Source organism: Streptomyces sp. Je 1-369 (assembly GCF_026810505.1).
Classification (GTDB): Bacteria; Actinomycetota; Actinomycetes; order Streptomycetales; family Streptomycetaceae; genus Streptomyces.
Map to the genome: position 1 here is coordinate 8491239 of NZ_CP101750.1, position 17098 is coordinate 8508336.

Annotated in this window: 19 protein-coding genes; 14 read left to right on the forward strand and 5 right to left on the reverse strand. The window is 71.5% G+C overall.

All coding sequences use genetic code 11. The features are described 5' to 3' along the window. Nucleotides 1-5: 5 nt before the first annotated feature. Nucleotides 6-656, forward strand: coding sequence for a TetR/AcrR family transcriptional regulator (locus NOO62_RS37550; RefSeq protein ID WP_268775258.1), 651 nt, complete (start codon nucleotides 6-8; stop codon nucleotides 654-656). Nucleotides 657-681: 25 nt separating this feature from the next. Here the strand turns inward: NOO62_RS37550 and NOO62_RS37555 are convergent, their stop codons facing one another. Then, nucleotides 682-1452 carry a response regulator gene (locus NOO62_RS37555; RefSeq protein WP_268775259.1) on the reverse strand — a complete coding sequence of 257 codons (771 nt, stop codon included), beginning with the start codon at nucleotides 1450-1452 and terminating at the stop codon, nucleotides 682-684. Nucleotides 1453-1560: 108 nt separating this feature from the next. On the opposite strand from NOO62_RS37555, the gene NOO62_RS37560 reads away from it, so the two are divergent. Continuing rightward, a complete protein-coding gene (locus NOO62_RS37560; RefSeq protein ID WP_268775260.1) occupies nucleotides 1561-3168 on the forward strand; it encodes an ATP-binding protein in 1608 nt (535 codons plus the stop codon). Further along, nucleotides 3165-4349 carry a PP2C family protein-serine/threonine phosphatase gene (locus NOO62_RS37565; RefSeq protein ID WP_268775261.1) on the forward strand — a complete coding sequence of 395 codons (1185 nt, stop codon included), beginning with the start codon at nucleotides 3165-3167 and terminating at the stop codon, nucleotides 4347-4349. The genes NOO62_RS37560 and NOO62_RS37565 overlap by 4 nt, the downstream gene beginning before the upstream one ends. 9 nt (nucleotides 4350-4358) lie before the next feature. Here NOO62_RS37565 and NOO62_RS37570 read toward each other — a convergent pair whose 3' ends face one another. Beyond that, entirely contained in the window at nucleotides 4359-4793 is a 435-nt protein-coding gene (locus NOO62_RS37570) for an ATP-binding protein (RefSeq protein WP_268775960.1), read from the reverse strand. A 194-nt stretch (nucleotides 4794-4987) separates the two neighbouring features. Here NOO62_RS37570 and NOO62_RS37575 point away from each other — a divergent pair, with 194 nt between their 5' ends. Further along, nucleotides 4988-6343, forward strand: coding sequence for an APC family permease (locus NOO62_RS37575; protein ID WP_268775262.1), 1356 nt, complete (start codon nucleotides 4988-4990; stop codon nucleotides 6341-6343). A gap of 26 nt (nucleotides 6344-6369) precedes the next feature. On the opposite strand, the gene NOO62_RS37580 is transcribed toward NOO62_RS37575, so the two are convergent. After that, nucleotides 6370-6816: a DUF2000 domain-containing protein gene (locus NOO62_RS37580; RefSeq protein ID WP_268775263.1), complete on the reverse strand. Its 447-nt coding sequence runs from the start codon at nucleotides 6814-6816 to the stop codon at nucleotides 6370-6372. Between the two features lie 50 nt (nucleotides 6817-6866). On the opposite strand from NOO62_RS37580, the gene NOO62_RS37585 reads away from it, so the two are divergent. Further along, entirely contained in the window at nucleotides 6867-7724 is an 858-nt protein-coding gene (locus NOO62_RS37585) for a helix-turn-helix domain-containing protein (protein WP_268775264.1), read from the forward strand. Here NOO62_RS37585 and NOO62_RS37590 read toward each other — a convergent pair. Continuing rightward, the gene (locus tag NOO62_RS37590; RefSeq protein WP_268775265.1) at nucleotides 7666-8469 is read right to left on the reverse strand and encodes a VOC family protein; all 804 of its coding nucleotides are present in this window, start codon (nucleotides 8467-8469) and stop codon (nucleotides 7666-7668) included. The genes NOO62_RS37585 and NOO62_RS37590 overlap by 59 nt on opposite strands. 255 nt (nucleotides 8470-8724) lie before the next feature. Here NOO62_RS37590 and NOO62_RS37595 point away from each other — a divergent pair, with 255 nt between their 5' ends. From NOO62_RS37595 to NOO62_RS37605, 3 genes are all read left to right on the forward strand, one after another. Beyond that, the gene (locus NOO62_RS37595; RefSeq protein WP_268775266.1) at nucleotides 8725-9324 is read left to right on the forward strand and encodes a flavodoxin family protein; all 600 of its coding nucleotides are present in this window, start codon (nucleotides 8725-8727) and stop codon (nucleotides 9322-9324) included. A 4-nt stretch (nucleotides 9325-9328) separates the two neighbouring features. Next, the gene (locus NOO62_RS37600; protein ID WP_268775267.1) at nucleotides 9329-10312 is read left to right on the forward strand and encodes an SDR family NAD(P)-dependent oxidoreductase; all 984 of its coding nucleotides are present in this window, start codon (nucleotides 9329-9331) and stop codon (nucleotides 10310-10312) included. Nucleotides 10313-10510: 198 nt separating this feature from the next. Next, the gene (locus NOO62_RS37605; protein ID WP_268775268.1) at nucleotides 10511-11539 is read left to right on the forward strand and encodes a phospholipase; all 1029 of its coding nucleotides are present in this window, start codon (nucleotides 10511-10513) and stop codon (nucleotides 11537-11539) included. A gap of 15 nt (nucleotides 11540-11554) precedes the next feature. On the opposite strand, the gene NOO62_RS37610 is transcribed toward NOO62_RS37605, so the two are convergent. Next, nucleotides 11555-11944: a VOC family protein gene (locus NOO62_RS37610; RefSeq protein WP_268775269.1), complete on the reverse strand. Its 390-nt coding sequence runs from the start codon at nucleotides 11942-11944 to the stop codon at nucleotides 11555-11557. A 158-nt stretch (nucleotides 11945-12102) separates the two neighbouring features. On the opposite strand from NOO62_RS37610, the gene NOO62_RS37615 reads away from it, so the two are divergent. From NOO62_RS37615 to ligD, 6 genes are all read left to right on the forward strand, one after another. Continuing rightward, nucleotides 12103-12975, forward strand: a complete 873-nt coding sequence (locus NOO62_RS37615; RefSeq protein ID WP_268775270.1) for a LysR family transcriptional regulator — start codon at nucleotides 12103-12105, stop codon at nucleotides 12973-12975. 131 nt (nucleotides 12976-13106) lie between these two features. Then, complete coding sequence (locus NOO62_RS37620; protein ID WP_268775271.1) at nucleotides 13107-13289, forward strand: hypothetical protein; 183 nt, start codon at nucleotides 13107-13109, stop codon at nucleotides 13287-13289. Further along, nucleotides 13286-14068 carry a hypothetical protein gene (locus NOO62_RS37625; protein ID WP_268775272.1) on the forward strand — a complete coding sequence of 261 codons (783 nt, stop codon included), beginning with the start codon at nucleotides 13286-13288 and terminating at the stop codon, nucleotides 14066-14068. Before NOO62_RS37620 ends, NOO62_RS37625 begins: the two co-directional genes overlap by 4 nt. Continuing rightward, nucleotides 14065-14991: a DUF6895 family protein gene (locus tag NOO62_RS37630; protein ID WP_268775273.1), complete on the forward strand. Its 927-nt coding sequence runs from the start codon at nucleotides 14065-14067 to the stop codon at nucleotides 14989-14991. Before NOO62_RS37625 ends, NOO62_RS37630 begins: the two co-directional genes overlap by 4 nt. Nucleotides 14992-15065: 74 nt before the next feature. After that, complete coding sequence (locus tag NOO62_RS37635; protein ID WP_268775274.1) at nucleotides 15066-16115, forward strand: serine hydrolase domain-containing protein; 1050 nt, start codon at nucleotides 15066-15068, stop codon at nucleotides 16113-16115. Next, the gene (gene ligD, locus NOO62_RS37640) at nucleotides 16112-17065 is read left to right on the forward strand and encodes a non-homologous end-joining DNA ligase (protein WP_268775275.1); all 954 of its coding nucleotides are present in this window, start codon (nucleotides 16112-16114) and stop codon (nucleotides 17063-17065) included. Before NOO62_RS37635 ends, ligD begins: the two co-directional genes overlap by 4 nt. Nucleotides 17066-17098: the final 33 nt, after the last annotated feature.

Here is a 17098-nt window from a genome sequence, read left to right on the forward strand (position 1 = left end):
GTGTGATGTCGTCCGACCGACGTGGACTTCAGCCACGTAAACAGCCCCGTCAGGTCCGGGCGGAGCTGACCCGGCAGCGCATACTCGACGCCGCTGCTCACGTTTTCGCCGAGTACGGGTACGCCGCGGGGACCACCAACCGCATCGCGGAGCGGGCCCGCGTCTCGATCGGATCGCTGTACCAGTACTACCCGAACAAGGACGCGATCCTGGTCGAGCTGCTGATCCGGCACCTCGACGCGGGGATGGCCGCCATCGAGGCGGCCCAGCCGGACCAGGACGCGCTGCGGACGCGGCCCGTCGAGAGCATCCTGCGCTCCTACGTCGGGAACGTGATCGACAGCCACCGCGACGACCCGCAGCTGCTCCGCGTCATGATGGAACAGGGACCGCGCGCCCCGGAGTTGCTGGAGCGCGTGGCGCAGAACGAGACGCGGAGCATCGCCTACGCCCACCGGCTGCTCCGCAACCACCCCGAGGTGCGGGTCGTGGACGTCGACGTCGCCGCCCGGCTCGTCGTCTCCACGGTGGAGATGGTGGTGCACAAGGTGATGGCGGGGCCGGGCGACGTCGACCGGGCGCGGTTCGAGGACGAGCTCGTCACGATGCTCACCCGGTACCTGACGGGCGGACCACCGGCCGCGGAGGGCCGGTAGTCGGTTCAGCGGGCCGGTAGCCGGTTCAGGGACGGGGCCGCGTGGCGGTGTCGAGGTAGAAGGCGTCGATGCTCTGCACGGCCGTCTCGAACTCTTCCAGGTTGACGGGCTTCGTCACATACGCGTTGGCGTGGCTGCTGTACGCGCCGGTCACGTCCTCCGGGGCGGTGGACGTGGTGAGGACGACCACGGGAATGGTCTGCAGGTCCTCGTCCGCCTTGAGGACCTTCAGGAGGTCCCGGCCGTTCATGCGCGGCATGTTCAGGTCGAGGACGATGAGGTCGGGCCGCGGGGTGCCCGGGGTGCGCAGGTGCTCCAGGGCGGCGACGCCGTCGGTGACCTGAACCAGGTTGCGGGCCCCGCGCTCGGAGAGTGCCTCCTCGATGAGCATCGCGTCGGCGATGTCGTCTTCGACGAGCAGGACGTCGAAGGGGCGGGCGGGGGTCGTCATCATGGAACGCTCCGTGCGTTTCTCGGGGGAGTGGTGAAAGAGCCCCGGCCAGCGACGCCGCGCGCCCTGGCGGGTCATGCCGCACGCGGCGCCGATCTGCGGATAGCCGGCGCCCGCCTCGGCCGCGGCCCCGGCGGCCTCCCGCTGGAGCCGCTCGGTCGCCTGCTGGAGCTGGTCCAGCACATGGAGCAGGAGCAGCGCCTGCGCCGGGTCGTCCGATGCCGGGTGCTCGGGTCCGTCAAGGAGTTGCCAGGCCAGGCGTTGCGCGACGGCGCCGACCGCTGTGTCGGCGATGTCGGCCGTCTCCTGCGGAGTGGCTCGCAACTCGAAGTTCATGCCTGGCATGTCAGGCACTCTAGGTCCCCACGACTGCTGGCGACAACAAGTGTTGTCAGCCTCTAGAGTATGCGGGCCGCATCCTCAACGCGGCTGTCGCAACTAGGAGTCCACAGGATGACCGGCGAAGAAGGGCGGCCGCGCGTGGGAGCGCTCTCCACGTGGACGACACGGAGATGGCTCCGTGTCGGGGTGGCCTTGTCCCTGGCGATCCTGGCGCTGCTCGGGGCCACGGGAGCGTGGGTCCTTTCGCGCACCGCCACCATCAGCAAAGACCTGGTCGATGTCCGTTCGCCCGCGCTGACCACCGCGATCCGCCTGGAAACGGCCATCCTCAACCAGGAAACCGGAATCCGAGGGTACGGGCTGACCGGTACGCCGGATTTCATCTCCCCCTACCGGCGCGGCCTCAGCGAACAGAAGGCGAACGAGGCCCGTCTCGCCGAGCTGCTGAAGGGCGATTCCGAGGGCAGGAAGGACCTGTCGGCCGTACAGGAGGCCGTGGCCCGCTGGCAGGAGAGCTTCGCCCGGCCGGTCGCCGCGGCGCCGCCCGGCACACCCTCCCCCCTGGCGGGCGAACGGGCGAGGGAAGGCAAGAAGGCCTTCGACCGGGTGCGGAACGCACTGAACGGCCAGCAGGAGCGGCTGCGTGCCGAGCGGGCCCGGGCGAGGGACGACCTGATGGCCACCACCGCCATGCGCAACTGGGTGTTCGCCTCCATCGGGGCGCTCATCGTCCTCCTCACCGCTCTCATTTTCGAAGGGTTGCGCCGCGGCATCAACCGGCCGCTGGAGCAGCTCGGCACGGAGGCCCGGACCATCGCAGGGGGCGAGTTCGACCACGACATCACCCCGACGGGCCCCGCCGACCTGCGCCGCCTCAGCGGTGAGATCGACTTCATGCGCCGACGGCTCGTACGGGAGCTCGCCTTCAGTGAGGAGGCCCGCCTGCGCCTCGACGCGCAGGCCGCGGAGCTGCAGCGCTCCAACGCCGAACTGGAGCAGTTCGCCTATGTGGCCTCCCACGACCTCCAGGAGCCGCTGCGCAAGGTCTCCAGCTTCACCCAGCTCCTCCAGCGGCGGTACGCGGGACAGCTCGACGCCAGAGCGGACCAGTACATCGACTTCGCGGTCGACGGAGCCAACCGCATGCAGGTCCTCATCAACGATCTGCTCGACTTCTCCCGGGTGGGCCGGCTGCACAACGCCCATAAGAACGTCGATCTCGACACGGTGCTGGCCCGCACCCTGTCCACGCTGAGCGTCGCCATCGAGGAGGCCGACGCCACGATCGCCCTCGATCCGCTGCCGACGCTGGTCGCCGACCCCACCCAGATGGGCATGCTCTGGCAGAACCTCCTCGGCAACGCCGTCAAGTTCCGCCGCCCGGGAACACCGCCCGAGATCCGCGTGACGGCGGAGCGGGAGGGCGAACTGTGGCGGTTCACCATCACCGACAACGGCATCGGCATCGAACCGGAGTACGCCGACAAGGTCTTCGTCATCTTCCAGCGGCTGCACACCAAGGACGCCTACAGCGGCAGTGGCATCGGCCTCGCGATGTGCAAGAAGATCGTCGAGTTCCACGGCGGCACCATCGGCGTGGACCCGGAGTACCGCGAAGGCGCCCGCATCACCTTCACCCTGGCACCCGAGCCCCCGGAAGCCATCGGCCCATCCACCCTGCCGGAAGCCACCCGCTCCGGCGCGGAGCACGCACCATGACCTCAATCGTGTCAGCCGTCCCTGACGAGCAGATGTACCGCATCCTGCTGATCGAGGACGACCAGGGCGACGCCCTGCTCGTCGAGGAGCTCCTCCACGACACGGGACTGCGGTTCGAGCTGACCATCCGTACGACACTGGCCGAAGCGCGCACCGAGCTGGCCGGCGGCCCCATCGACTGTGTCCTGCTCGACCTGCACCTGCCCGACGTCTCGGGCATCGACGCCGTCACCGCGGTCCGGCGCCTGGCACCGCACACCGCGGTGATCGTCCTGACCGGGCTCTCCGAGGCCCAGGCCGGCGCGAACGCGATGGCCGCCGGAGCCCAGGACTACCTGGTCAAGGGGAAGGTCGACGGGGACCTGCTGCACCGGACGGTGCGCTACGCGGTCTACCGCAGCAAGACCGAACGTACGAACGCCGAAGCGCAGGCCGCACGGCTGCGGGCGGAGGAGAACGCACGCCTGGAACGCGGTCTGCTGCCCCAGCCCATCCTCGACACCTCCACGGTCCGCGTCACCACGCGCTATCTGCCCGGCGCCGCGTGGGCGCTGCTCGGCGGGGACTTCCTCGACGTCGTGGAGGGAGACGACGGGCTGCTGCACGCCGTCGTGGGCGACGTCAGCGGACACGGGCCGGACGCCGCCGCGCTGGGCGTCTTCCTGCGCATCGCCTGGCGCTCCCTGGTGCTCGGCGGACACCGCGGCAACGACCTGCTGCACCTCATGGAACGCATCCTGATCGCCGAGCGCGGCAGCCAGCACCTGTTCGCCACGTGCACGCTCCTCACCCTCGACCAGAGCGCCGCCACCGCCACCCTCCACCTGGCGGGACACCACGAACCCCTGCTCACCACCGGGGCGGGAACCCAGGAACTGGCGGCCGCGCACGGCATCGCCCTCGGCGTCGTACCCGGACTGCGCAGGTGGCCCTCCACGGTCGTCCCGCTCCCGGCCTCCGGTGCCCTGACCCTCTACACGGACGGGCTCACCGAGGGACACAACGGAGCCACGGGCGAACGGCTCGGCGTCGACGGGCTGCTCACGCTCATCGGGGGCCTGCCGACGGCGGACCCGGCCGAGCACGTCGACCGCCTCATCGAGGAGACGCACGCGCTGAACGCCGGACGGCACTCCGACGACCTCGCGGTGCTGCGTCTGGACTGGGGAGAACCACGGTAGTAGCGGCCCTCAGAGCGGGGAGTTCTCCGCCAGCTCGATCACCGTGGTGATCCGCTTGCCCACCGGCTCGCGGTGCACCGCGAAGCTCCGGCAGAGGGCCATGACGATCTCCAGACCGTGCTGGCCGATGCGGCTCGGGTCCGGCGGCAGGATCGTGGGCAGGGCGGTGCTGCTGTCCCACACGCTCACTTCGACGGCGCCGGACCGCACGTCCAGGGCCAGCAGCGAAGGACCGGGCGCGTACTTGCGCGCGTTGGTGACCAGCTCGCTGACCACCAGCTGCACCGTGCCCATCGCTCCCGCCGAGACGGGCAGCCCGTGCACGGCCTGCACATCCGTCAGGAACCTGCGGGCCAGATCGCGGGCGGCACCGATCTCGGCGCTCTCCTCGAAGGCCGCGGACACCGACAGGAACTCGCCCACCGACGATCGCTGGTCGTCCATACCCGCCGTCCGGCCGCGGTCCGCCTTGCCCACCAAACACTCCTGTTTCACAACGCCCGTCTACCCAGAAAAATCCTGAGCATCAGCCTGGATGCCACCAGATTTCGGCGGGCCGGTACGCCCGAACGCCCCCCAGCACGGCCGAATGGTGGCACGGTGGGTGTTTCGCCTGTTCAGCGGGCACACGTTGGGCCATGAACGACACGCCACATTCCTCGACGGAGCCCGGCACCCCGCTCCGGCGGACGCTCACCACCACGCTCCTGTACTTCTTCATCCTCGGTGACGTCCTGGGCGCCGGGGTCTACGTGCTGGTGGGGCAGGTCGCCGCGGAGTCCGGCCCCGCGGTGTGGCTGCCGCTGGCCGTGGCCCTGGGGCTCGCCCTGTTGACCGCCGCGTCCTACGCGGAGCTGGCCACACGCTTCCCGCGGGCCGGTGGCGCCTCCCACTACGCCACCCTCGCCTACGGTCCTTTCGTCGGGTTCCTCGCCGGTTTCTGCATGCTCGCCGCCGGTGTGGTCTCGGTGGGGGCGCTGGCGCGCGGGTTCGCGGGGGACTATCTGGCCGAGTTCGTCTCCCTGCCCGTCGCCCTCGTCGCGGTCGTGTTCCTGGCCGCGCTCGCACTGCTCAACCTGCGCGGCATCAGCGAGTCCACCCGGGCCAACGCCGTCGCCACCGTCATCGAGGTCGGCGGACTCGTCCTCGTCATCGGACTCGGCGCGTGGGTCCTGCTGCGGGGCGACGGGGACGTCGGCCGTCTCGCGGACGTCGGTACGGCCGGGAGCGGCCCCACCGCCGCCGTGCTGAGCGGCGCCGTCCTCGCCTACTACTCCTTCGTCGGCTTCGAGACGTCCGTCAACGTGGCCGAGGAGACCCGTAACCCGCGCCGCGCCTACCCCCGCGCCCTGTTCGGCGCGCTGATCACCGCCGGACTGGTGTACGTCCTTGTCGGCTGCGTCGCCGCGGCGGCCGTGCCGACGCAGACCCTGGTGGACAGCAGCGGACCGCTGCTCGAAGTCGTCAAGGAGGCCGGCGGCGTACCGCCACGCGTGTTCAGCGTCGTGGCCCTGGTCGCGGTCGCCAACGGCGCGCTGCTCACCGGCATCATGACCTCCCGCCTCACCTTCGGCATGGCACGCGACGGTCTGCTGCCCCGCGCCCTGACCCGCGTACTGCCGGGCCGCCGCACCCCGTGGGCCGCGATCGCCGCCACGACGGTGCTCTCCCTGCTCCTCGCCCTGACCGGCAGCGTCGCCACGCTCGCCTCCACGCTGGTGCTCCTGCTCCTGGTCGTCTTCTTCATCGTGAACACGGCCGCACTGGTCCTGCGGCGCAAGCACCCCGCCGGTGAGCACAGCGACCACGAGCGTTCCGACCGCGATCACTTCCGGGCCCCCGCGGTCGTGCCCGCGCTCGGTGCCGCGTCCTGCGTGGTCCTCGCGACCCAGGTCGAGGGGGAGGTGTGGCTGCGCGGACTGATCGTGCTCGCCGCCGGCTGCGTCCTCGCCACCTGCGTGACCCTGCGCCGCCGGGCACGGCAGCAGGCGTAGCGCGGGAGCAGGCGTAACGCGTGTCCTCAGCCGTGCATGCGGGCGCCCTTCAGCACCTTGTCGACCGCGTTGCGGGGGCCGTACACGGCCAGGCCCACCAGGTCCAGCTGGTCCGCCGGCACGGCCCGCACCGCCGCCCGGTTGTCCCGGTCGTTGCCGGTGGCGAAGAGGTCGGAGGTGAAGACCGACCGGGGCAGCTCACGGCTCAGGGCGCGGCGGTGGGCCGCCGTCACCACTTCCTTCGTCCCTTCGAAGACCATGACCGGCTGGCGGAACATCGGGAGGTACGGGGTGTCGTCGGCGTCCGCGTACGGCTCGCCGACGACCTCAGGGTTCCGCGTGCCGAGGCCGCTGACCAGGAACGCGGTGACGTTCAGCCGCTGCCAGGTCTCCAGGTCCTCGCGCAGGATCACGGCGATCTTGGTGTCGAAACGGACGGGTGCGTTCTGGTTCTGCGTGGTATCGGTCGTCATGCGTCCCAGGCTGCCGACAGCACCGCGTGCACGTCTTGTACGTTCTTAGCGTGCCGTCGTCGCAGCAGGTCTCCGCGTGGCGCCCGCAGGTCCCGGGCGTCGTGGAGGTCTTCCACGCCCACTTCACCGAGCACGCCTACCCGATGCACGTCCACGACGTATGGACGCTGCTGATCGTCGACGACGGCGCGGTCCGCTACGACCTGGACCGTCGCGAACGCGGCACCCCGGGGGACACCGTGTCCCTGCTGCCGCCGCAGGTGCCGCACAACGGTTCCCCCGCCACGGCGCACGGCTTCCGCAAGCGCGTGGTGTACCTGGACGCGCCCCTGCTCGACGAGAGCCTCATCGGCCCCGCGGTGGACGACCCCGACATCACCGACCCGCTGCTGCGCCGACGCATCGGCCAGCTGCACGGGGCTCTGGGGCGGCGCGGCGACGAGCTGGAGGCCGAGAGCCGCCTCGCCCTGGTCGGCGAACGGCTCCGCGGACATCTGCGGCCCCGCGCCCGAGCGTCGGGACCGGAGCCGGGGCGCGGGGTGGCGCACAGCCTGCGGGAGCTCCTCGACGCGCGCGTGCTGGACGGCGTGACGCTGGGGGAGGCCGCGCGGGAAGTGCAGGCGCACCCCACCCACCTGGTGCGCGCGTTCAGCGCGGCGTTCGGCATCGCCCCGCATCAGTACCTGATGGCGCGCAAGGTCGAGCGTGCCCGGCGGCTCCTCCTCGACGGCAGACCGCCCGCGGCGGTGGCGACGGAGGTGGGCTTCTACGACCAGGCCCACCTGAACCGGCACTTCAAACGGATCGTGGGCATTCCGCCCGGCCGCTACGCAGGAAAGGGCGAACTCGTCACTGCCCCGGCCGCGCGGCCTCGGCGACGACGAAGCGCGCCCCGGCAGGATCACTGAGGATGGCCTCCGCCGACCCCGCTCCGCCCTGAAGGACCGTCCCGCCGTGCGCCAGCGCCGCCTCGGCGCAGGCCCCCACGTCGGCGACCGTGAAGTGGACCTGCCAGTGCGGCCGGATCCCGGGATCGGGTGCGGACTCGACGGCGCCCGAGTGGATGCGGGCCACCACGTCGCCCTGGTTGCGCAGTACGACCTTCTCGTCCTCGTAATGGACCTCGCAGCAACCCGTGTCCGACGCCCAGTCGAGGACTTCCGCGTAGAAGATGGCCGCGTCGAAGGCGTTGCGGGTGTAGAGCTCCACGAAGACCGGGGCCGCCCGGCGCCACTGCTCCCAGTTGTTCACGAGCTGGCCCTCCCAGACGCCGAAGGCCGCGCCGTCCCGGTCGGCCAGGAGCGCCGCCCGTCCCGGCGGGAACGAGATGGGCCCCACGGCGGTCGTCCCGCCCCGCTCCTGGCTGCGGGCGACGGTCTCGTTGGCGTCGGCCGCGGCGAAGAACGGCGTCCATGCCACCGCCGCCTGCCCCATGGCCTCCACGACGGAGACGCCCGCCACCGGAAGGCCGTCCACGCTCGCGAACCTGTACTGATCGCCCAGCTTGCCGACGCGCCAGTCCCACCCCAGCACGGCGTGGTAGAACTCCTGCGCGCCGAGCAGATCGCGTGTGGTCAGGCTGACCCAGCAGGGCGCACCGGCCACCGAGCCGCTCGCTACATGCTCGCCGACAGGTGTCTCATAGCTGTTCATCTTTGTACCGTTCTGATGTCGACCGGGCTGGTATATCCCTTCGGCTTCATCATCCCCACCGTCGGGCCCCGCGTCGCGCTGTGCCGGGTGTGTGGCGCGGAGAGGCTCGGGGTACCCGGAGGTACCACCGCCCCCGAGGCGGTCCCGTGGCGGTACGCACGACAGTGTGCGCAGCCTGGGAGAGAACACGCGCTCGATGTCCACCACCGCAATGTCCACCACCCCGTGGTCCACCACCTCGTAGAAAGAACCGTGATGCGCGCCCTGTCATTGGTCTGCACTCTCAACTCGTCCCCCACGCCCTCCAGCAGCCAGTTGCTCTCGGACCAGGTGCTGCGCGAGCTCGAAAAGCTCGACGTCACGACCGAGACGGTCCGCGTGACCGACCACAACGTGCTCCCCGGTGTGGGCATCGACCTGGGGGACGGCGACGACTGGCCGAGCCTGCGCGAGAAGGTCCTCCAGGCCGACATCCTTCTGATCGCCACGCCCATCTGGCTGGGGCACCCCTCCAGCGTCTGCCAGCTCGTCCTCGAACGGCTCAACGCCGAGTCGTCGGAAACCGACGACCAGGGCCGGCCGCTCGTCTTCGGCAAGGTCGCCGCGGTGGCCGTCGTCGGCAACGAGGACGGAGCCCACAAGGTCAGCGCCGACGTGTTCCAGGGGCTGAACGACATCGGCTTCTCCCTGGCCCCCAACGCCGTCACCTACTGGGTCGGGGAAGCGCAGCACGGCACCGACTACAAGGACCTGGACGAGACCCCCGAAGAGGTGGCCGACACCACGCACACCCTCGCCGTCAACGCGGTGCACCTCGCCAAGCTGCTCAACGACAGCCCCTACCCGGCCGGCTGACGGCATGCCCACCCTCCGCTCCGAGAAGGAGCCGACCGGGCTCTCGGCGTGCGTCACGGGCGGCTCGCGCGGCCTCGGCCTGCTGATCGCCGACCAGCTCGCCGCACGCGGCTGTGCCGTCACCCTCGCGGCCCGGGACCGCGAGGAACTGGAGCAGGCCCGGAGCAGACTGCTGGGGCGGCATCCGGGGGCCGTAGTCGACATCGTGGTCTGCGACGTCAGGGACCAGGACGAGGTGCGGTCCCTGATGCGCGGCACGTACGAGCGGCGCGGCGGACTCGACGTCGTCATCGCCAACGCGGGCATCATCCAGGTCGCCCCGGTGGAGTCGATCGGCGCCGAGGAGTTCCAGGGCGCCATGGACACGATGTTCAAGGGAACCCTGCACGCGGCCCTGGAAGCCCTTCCGTACCTGCGGAAAAGCCCCCACGGCGGGCGGCTCGGCATCATCTCGTCCGTGGGCGGGCTACTGGGAGTGCCGCACCTGCTGCCGTACGCCTGCGCCAAGGCGGCGGCGGGCGTGCTCGCCGAGGGGCTGCATGCCGAGGCGGCGGCGGACGGCGTGAGCGTGACAGCCGTCTACCCCGGCCTCATGCGGACGGGTTCCCACCTGCACGCGCGGTTCGGCGGCGACCGCACCGCCGAGTACGCCTGGTTCTCCGCGCTCGCCGGGACGCCGCTCGTCTCCATGAACGCCCAGCGCGCGGCCGCCCGGATCACCCGTGCCGTGCTGCGGCGACGGGTCAGGCTCGTGCTGACACCCATGGCGCGGGCCGCGGACCTCGTCCACGGCGTGGCTCCCGGTCTGACCACGCGCGTCAGCTCGCTGGCGGCCAGGGCGCTGCCCAGCGGCACCGGCAGGCGTGAACCGCTGGCGGAGGGCAAGGACACCGCGCCCCCGGCCCACCCCGTCGCGGCCCGGGTGCGGGCCTGGGGCAGCGCTCTGAACGACAAGGTCACGCACCCCTACAACCAGCATCACGGCTGAGCCGCGCGGGTCCCTGTGCCCGTGACCGCGCCAACTCTCCCACCAGCGCAAATGTTTCGCAGGTGACGGTGTGGGCAGGCGCGGCAATTGAGGCCGGACACGGATGCACGTGTCCGGCACGCTCTTACCCGCGGCGCCGTCACCTTCCTGTGCCGCGCCCGGACGGAGCGCGGCACAGGAACGGACGGAGAAACAACCGTGATACGTGGAGCCCGTACCCGCTCGACCGCCCGGGCGGCGACGCTCGCCGCCGCGAGCGGCGCCTTGGCGATGGGCCTGGCCGCCCCGCAGGCAAGCGCCGCGGCCGACGACGCGCCGCAGGCCGAGTCGCAAGCCAAGTCTCAAGCCGAGTCGCAGGACAAACGGCCGGTCTGGGCGATCGCGCACCGGGTGCTGACCGCCGACGGCGTCGACAAGGCACTCGACCACGGGGCCAACGCGATGGAGATCGACGCCACCGCGTGGAAGAAGGGCTGGTGGGCCGATCACGACGGGCTCCCCACGAGCTCCGGCGACACCATGTCGGACATGTTCGACCGGATCGCGCAGCAGCGCCGCGCGGGCAAGAACATCGGGTTCGTCTGGCTGGACCTGAAGAACCCCGACTACTGCGACAGCGGCGACACGAAGTGGCGGCACTGCTCGGTCGCCGCCCTGCGCGACCTGGCCCGCACCAAGCTGGAGAGCGCCGGGGTGCGGGTCCTGTACGGCTTCTACGGCACCGCGGGCGGCACCGGCTGGAAGGACGTCAGCCGCGACCTCACCGACCTCGAAGGCGTGGACATCAGCGGCGACGCCGAGGAAGTCCGGTCGCAGTACGGCGAGTTCGGCGGAGCCATCGCGAACAACCAACGGGTCATGGACAAGGGCCTGTTCAACCTCAACCTGCCGACCGTCCTCGGGAACGTGGCCAAGCAGGTCCGCCTCGGCTCGGAGGCGCGGGACCGGGGTGAACTGGCGCGTGTCTTCGGCTGGACGACGGCGGCCGGCGACGGCGAGGCCACCAACCGCCTCCTGGACGCGTCCGGCGGCAACGCCGACGGCCTGATCTACGGCCACCGGGCCTCCTGCTACCCCGACGGCGCCTCCGGCACCGGTGGCTGCGGCAAGGACGAGTCGGACGCGAAGCAGGCCATCGCCCACATCCACGAGTTCGTCCGGTCCCACGCCGAGTCCCGCCGCATGGCCACTACGGACGACGTCCCCTTCGGCAACTCCGGCAACTGAGAACGACTCCCCTCATCAGGCGTTCTGCGGGTAATAGCGCAGCTCCACCGTGTTGCCGTCGGGGTCCTTGACGTAGAGGGAGAGGGCCGTGCCCCGGGCGCCGAAGCGCTCGCCGGGTCCGTCCACCACCGTGAACTCCCCGGAGTCGATGACCTCTTGCCAGTCGAGGGGCTCGACGACCAGGCAGATGTGGTCGACGTTGGAGCCCGCCGGTTCGCCGTCGGGCCCCTCGATGAGGTCGATGATCGTGGAGGGGCTCACCCGCACGGAGGGGAAGGGGGCCTGGCCGGCCCGCCACTCGTCGACCCGCACCGGGTCGAGCCCCAGCGGGCCGGTGTAGAAGGCGAGGGAGCGCTCGATGTCGGCGACGTTCAGGACGAGGTGGTCGAAGGCGATGACGCGCATGGCTGTCTCCGTGGGTTGGAGTGGAGGAGAGGCTGGTTGAGGCTGGTTCACAGGGAGGGGAGAAGGGGCTCTCCGGGCTGACTCCAGGATCTCCGACCACCGATCCATCGGTCCAACGCATGTTTGTCATCCGATCCATCGTGTTTCACGATGGATCGATGGACCTTCAGCAGATGCGGTACGTCCTCGCGGTGGCGGAGACCGCGAGCTTCACGCGTGCGGCGGAGAAATGCCACGTCGTGCAGTCCGCGCTCAGCCACCAGGTGGCGCGGCTCGAGAAGGAGCTGGGTGCCCGGCTGTTCGAGCGGACCAGTCGCAAGGTGTGGCTGACCAGCGCGGGGGAGGCGTTCCTGCCCGCCGCACGCCAGGCCCTCGAAGCGGCCGAACGGGCCCGTGCCGAGGTGGCCGCGGCGGTCGGCGAGGTGCGGGGCAAGCTGACCGTGGGGTCGATCCCCACCGTGGCGGCCGTCGACCTTCCCGCGGTGCTGCGGGACTACCGGCTGCGCTACCCGCAGGTACGGATCACGCTGCGGGCCGGTTCCAGTGAGCGGTTGGTGGAGCAGGTGCGCGAGGGCGTCGTCGACGCGGCGTTCCTCGGCGTGCAGCCCGGTTTCCGGCCCCAGGGCGTCCGGGACCGCGAACTCGCCCACGGGCAGCACGTCGCCGTGGTCGCGCCGGACCATCCGCTGGCCGCCGAGGAGGAGGTCGACCTCCGCCGTCTCGCCGACGAGACGTTCGTGGACTTCGCCGAGGGCAGCGCCGCACGGTCCCAGTCGGACGAGGCGTTCGCGGCCGCCGGGGTGTCGCGCGAGGTCGCCTTCGAGGTGTCCGGCGTCGAGCTCATGTCCCGGATGGTCCGCCACGGCCTGGGCGTCGCCCTGCTGCCCGCGCCGTTCGCGGCGGAACTGCACGGTGTGCGGTGCGTACCGATCACTGATGGGCCGGTACGGGTGGAGCGCCTCGTCTGGAGCCGTCTCGCACCGTCACCTCCGGCCGCCGGTTTCCTGGCTCTATTGGATGAACTGCCGTAAGGGTAGGGCGAGTTGACCTCCTGGGTGGGCATCGAGATTCGCAAAACAGACATATGGGGCTAATGGCCTTAGACTAGTCCGAGGGTGGGCGTCACTGAACTCGGTGACGACGTATCTATGAGGAGGCACTGATGCTTGCTCAGCACACACCGCTTCTTTTCACTCCGACGGACACCGAGGCGCTCAGTACCGCCATGGTGGAGCCAGAGGCGATTCTGAGCGACGCACCGATCTACTCGCCGCGAGCGGAAGGCGCCCTCCTCGCGCTGATCCTTCTCTCGCCGAAGCAGCCGAAGGAGCCGAAAGGCAAGTGAGCCCCGAGCAGTCGCAGACCGCGTACGCCGCGTCAGCGGCTGACCTGGCTCTCCGTGCCCTCGACGCCCTGCGCGGCGTCGGGGGCACCGCCATGCTCGCGGAACACGTCGAACGCGCGGAGGACCCCAAGGCGGCGCTGGCCGCTCTCCGCGTAGTCGGAGCCGACGGCTTCGCCCCCTACCTGCTGTGCGACGCGGTCTTCCACCCCCAGGACGCCGCCGCCGTCACGCAGTCCTTCGCGGTGTTCCCGCCCGCGGTGGGCACTCCCGCACCACCGCCCGAAGGCGCCGCCGAACCGTGGCTCGTCGCCTGGCGCGACTGGGCCACGTCGGCCCTGCTCGCCCGGTTCACCGAGGGGGCCGAGGGGCAGCCCGACGGGCGGCCTCTCGCGCCGCAGCCCGCGGGCGCCCCGGTCCTCACGGATCCGCCGCACCCGTCCGACGGCTCCGCCGACACCGAGTGGCAGCGCTGGTCCGTCCGCATGGGCCAGCTCTCACCGCTCGCCCTGCCCGGCCTCGAAGGACCCGTCCACTCCGCGGCCCGCACCGGCGCCGCGCCGCTGGCCCTCGCCCGCGGCGCCACCCGCGCCATGCTCCGCCACGACTTCCCGACCGGCGCCCGCATCGCGCGCTGGCTCGTCCTGCTGCACACCGAAGGCGTGCCCCTGCCCCTCGACCCGGTACCTCTCGTCGAACACCTCGGCCTGTACGGCGCCGGACCGCGGCTCGCCCTCGACGTCGCGATCGCCCGGCGGCTGCTCGGACTGGAGGACGTATGACCGCGCCCGTGACGCGCACCGCCCACCAGGTGGGCTCGCAGGCCCTCGCCTGGCTCCACGCACACCGCGAGCGCGGCGCGCTGCCGCCCGACACCACCGCCGACCTCGGCGACCCCAACAGCGTCTACAAACCCCTCGGGGAGAGCGCCACCGCCGCCTCCCTCGTGCTGCGCGAGTCGGTCGCGGGCAGCGCCGAGCTGCGCATGGCGGGCGAACTCCTCGGATTCTGCTGGGAGCAGTTCGGCAAGGGCGACATGCTGTACGAACGGCTGCTGCGCTATCCGATGATGACCGACCCCCTGGAGACGTACGCACCGTTCGTGCGCGGCGGCCTGCGCCATGAACCTCTGGAACGGCTGATCGCCCACACCAGTGCGCTGCGCTCCGTCCGCAGCTCCGAGTACCTTCCCAACCGGCGGCTCGCGGTGGCCAACGCGGCCCGCATCGTCGGCTTGGGCGGCGGGGAACGCGCGTACGACTGGGGCACGTTGACCCGCGCCACCTGGCTGGGTGCGACACCGGAGCCCTGGCTCATCGACTGGATGACCGGCTACTGCCTCACCCACACGGTCTACCACCTCACCGACTGGGGCGGCACGCCCTCCGGTCTGCCCGCCGGTCTCGCCGCGTACGTGACCACCTGGCTGCCGGTCTGGATCGACATTTGGACCGAGGTCGAGCAGTGGGATCTGGTGGGCGAGCTGCTGATCGTGGGCTGCTGTCTGGAGGAGCCGTACTGCGAGCCCGCCGACTGGGAGCGGTTCGCCGCGGTCCAGCACCCGGACGGGCTGATGCCGCGCGACGGGGACCCGGTCGACGACGACCCCGAGCAACGGTTCACCGACCACCAGCACACCGCCGTGGTAGCCGCAGTCGCGGGGACACTCGCGGTGTCGCGGACGCTGGGCGGGGCGACGGGGTGAGGAGTCCGGGCGGCGATGAAGCGGGGATCGCGGGCCGGAGCACGACAGGGGGAGGGCCCGCATGGGCGGCACGCATGCTCGACGCCCTGCGCGCCACCGCTCCCGGCGCGAGCACGGTGGCCCTCGCCGTACGGCGCGGCCCCGACCACGCCCTGCCGGTCACCGGTACCACCACCTGCGACGGCGGAGCGCCCGCCGACCCCGACACCCGGTTCGAGATCGGCTCCCTGACCAAGACGTTCACCGCGCTCCTCCTGGCCGAGATGGTGGCGCGCGGCGAGGTCGCGTACGACGACCCGATCACCCGCTTCCTGCCCCGCGCCGCCGCCCCCCGCCCGCGGAACGAGCCCATCACCCTCCTGCACCTGGCCACGCACACCTCCGGCCTGCCCCGACTGCCATCCGGCTTCCTGCGCACGGCCGCGCCGACCTGGTTCAGCAACCCGTACGCGCGCTACTCCGCCACGTCCTTGCACCGCGCCCTGTCCCGTACCCGGCCCCGGGCCGCCCCCGGCACCCGCGTGCGCTACTCCAACTTCGGCGTCGGCCTCCTCGGCGAACTGCTCGCCCGCGCCGCCGGTGAGCGAGACTTCGCCCCGCTGCTCGCCGACCGCGTCCTGCGACCGCTCGGTCTCACGCGCACCAGCTGCACCACCGACCAGCCACAGGCCACCGGCTACTGGCACGGCCGGGCCCGCCCCGCCTGGCAGATGTCCACCCTGCCCGCGGCGGGAATGGTCCGGTCGACCGCACGCGACCTCCTGACCACGCTCGACGCCCTCCGCGATCCGTCCACGGCGCCCACCACCGTCCCCCGCACACTGCGCGACGCCCTCGCCGACGTCACCCGTCCCCGCATCGCGCTGCCCCGCACGGACAGACGTATCGCCCTCGTCTGGAACATCCGATCCCGCCCCGACCGCGACCTCTACCACCACTCCGGGGGCACCCGCGGCTTCACCGCCTTCGCGGGCTTCAGCCCACAGACGGACGTCGCCCTGGTGGCCCTGGCCAACACCAGCCCCACCCTGACCGGTGCGTTCACCCAGCGCGCCTACCTCGAACTGTGGGCCCTCGCCCAGCCGTCCGCGCAGGGCGAAGCGGGCGAGAGCCGACCCGCATGACGGCCCTGCCGCGCATCGCCCCCATGCTCGCCACCCCGGGGGCGCTGCCGCCCCCGGCCAACGAGCACCTGTGGAGCACGGAGACGAAGCACGACGGACAGCGGGCGTTGGTGTACCTGCCCGGCGACGGCACCCTGGTCATCCGCTCCCGCTCGGGCGCGGACATCACCGCCGCGTACCCCGAACTACGGCGACTGGCAACGGTGTTGAGCGACGCACCGGCCGTACTGGACGGCGAGATCGTCGTACTCGACGAGGCGGGCCGTTCGAGCTTCGAACGCCTCCAGCCCCGGATGGGCCTCTCCGGCTCCCCGGCGAAGGCGGCCCGTCTCGCCGCCCGGGCCCCCGCGCACCTGATCCTCTTCGACGTCCTCCACCTGAACGGCCGACTCCTGACCCAACTGCCGTACACCCGGCGCCGCGACACCCTGAAGGAGCTCGTCCAGGCGGGCCCGGACTGGTCGGTACCGACAGCGGTGACGGGGCACTGCCACCAGGCGCTGGAACTCGCCCGATCGCAGGGCCTGGAGGGGCTCGTACTCAAACGGCTGGACTCCGTGTACGAGCCGGGCAGGCGCTCCCCGGTCTGGATCAAGGTCAGGAACGTGCACACCGTGGATGTGGTCGTCGGTGGCTGGATGCCCGGGCAGGGGCGTCTCGGCGGACTGCCGGGCGCGGTCCTCGTGGGGGAGTACGTGGACGGGGCACTGGTCTACCGGGGGAGCGTGGGCACGGGATGGAACGAACGCGAACGAGCCGACCTCGCCCGCCTCTTGCACATCGCCGCCGTCGACGACTGCCCCTTCGCCCCCGCGCCCGCGGCGCCCGGCGCCAGGTGGGTACTGCCGCGCCTGGTCGCCGAGGTCCGCTACACCACCCGCACGCGGGCCGGTCTCCTGCGTCACCCGGTGTGGCACCGGCTGCGCCCGGACCTGGCGCCCGAGGTGTGACGCGCCGGACGCCGGAGAGCGCCGCGCCCTGTC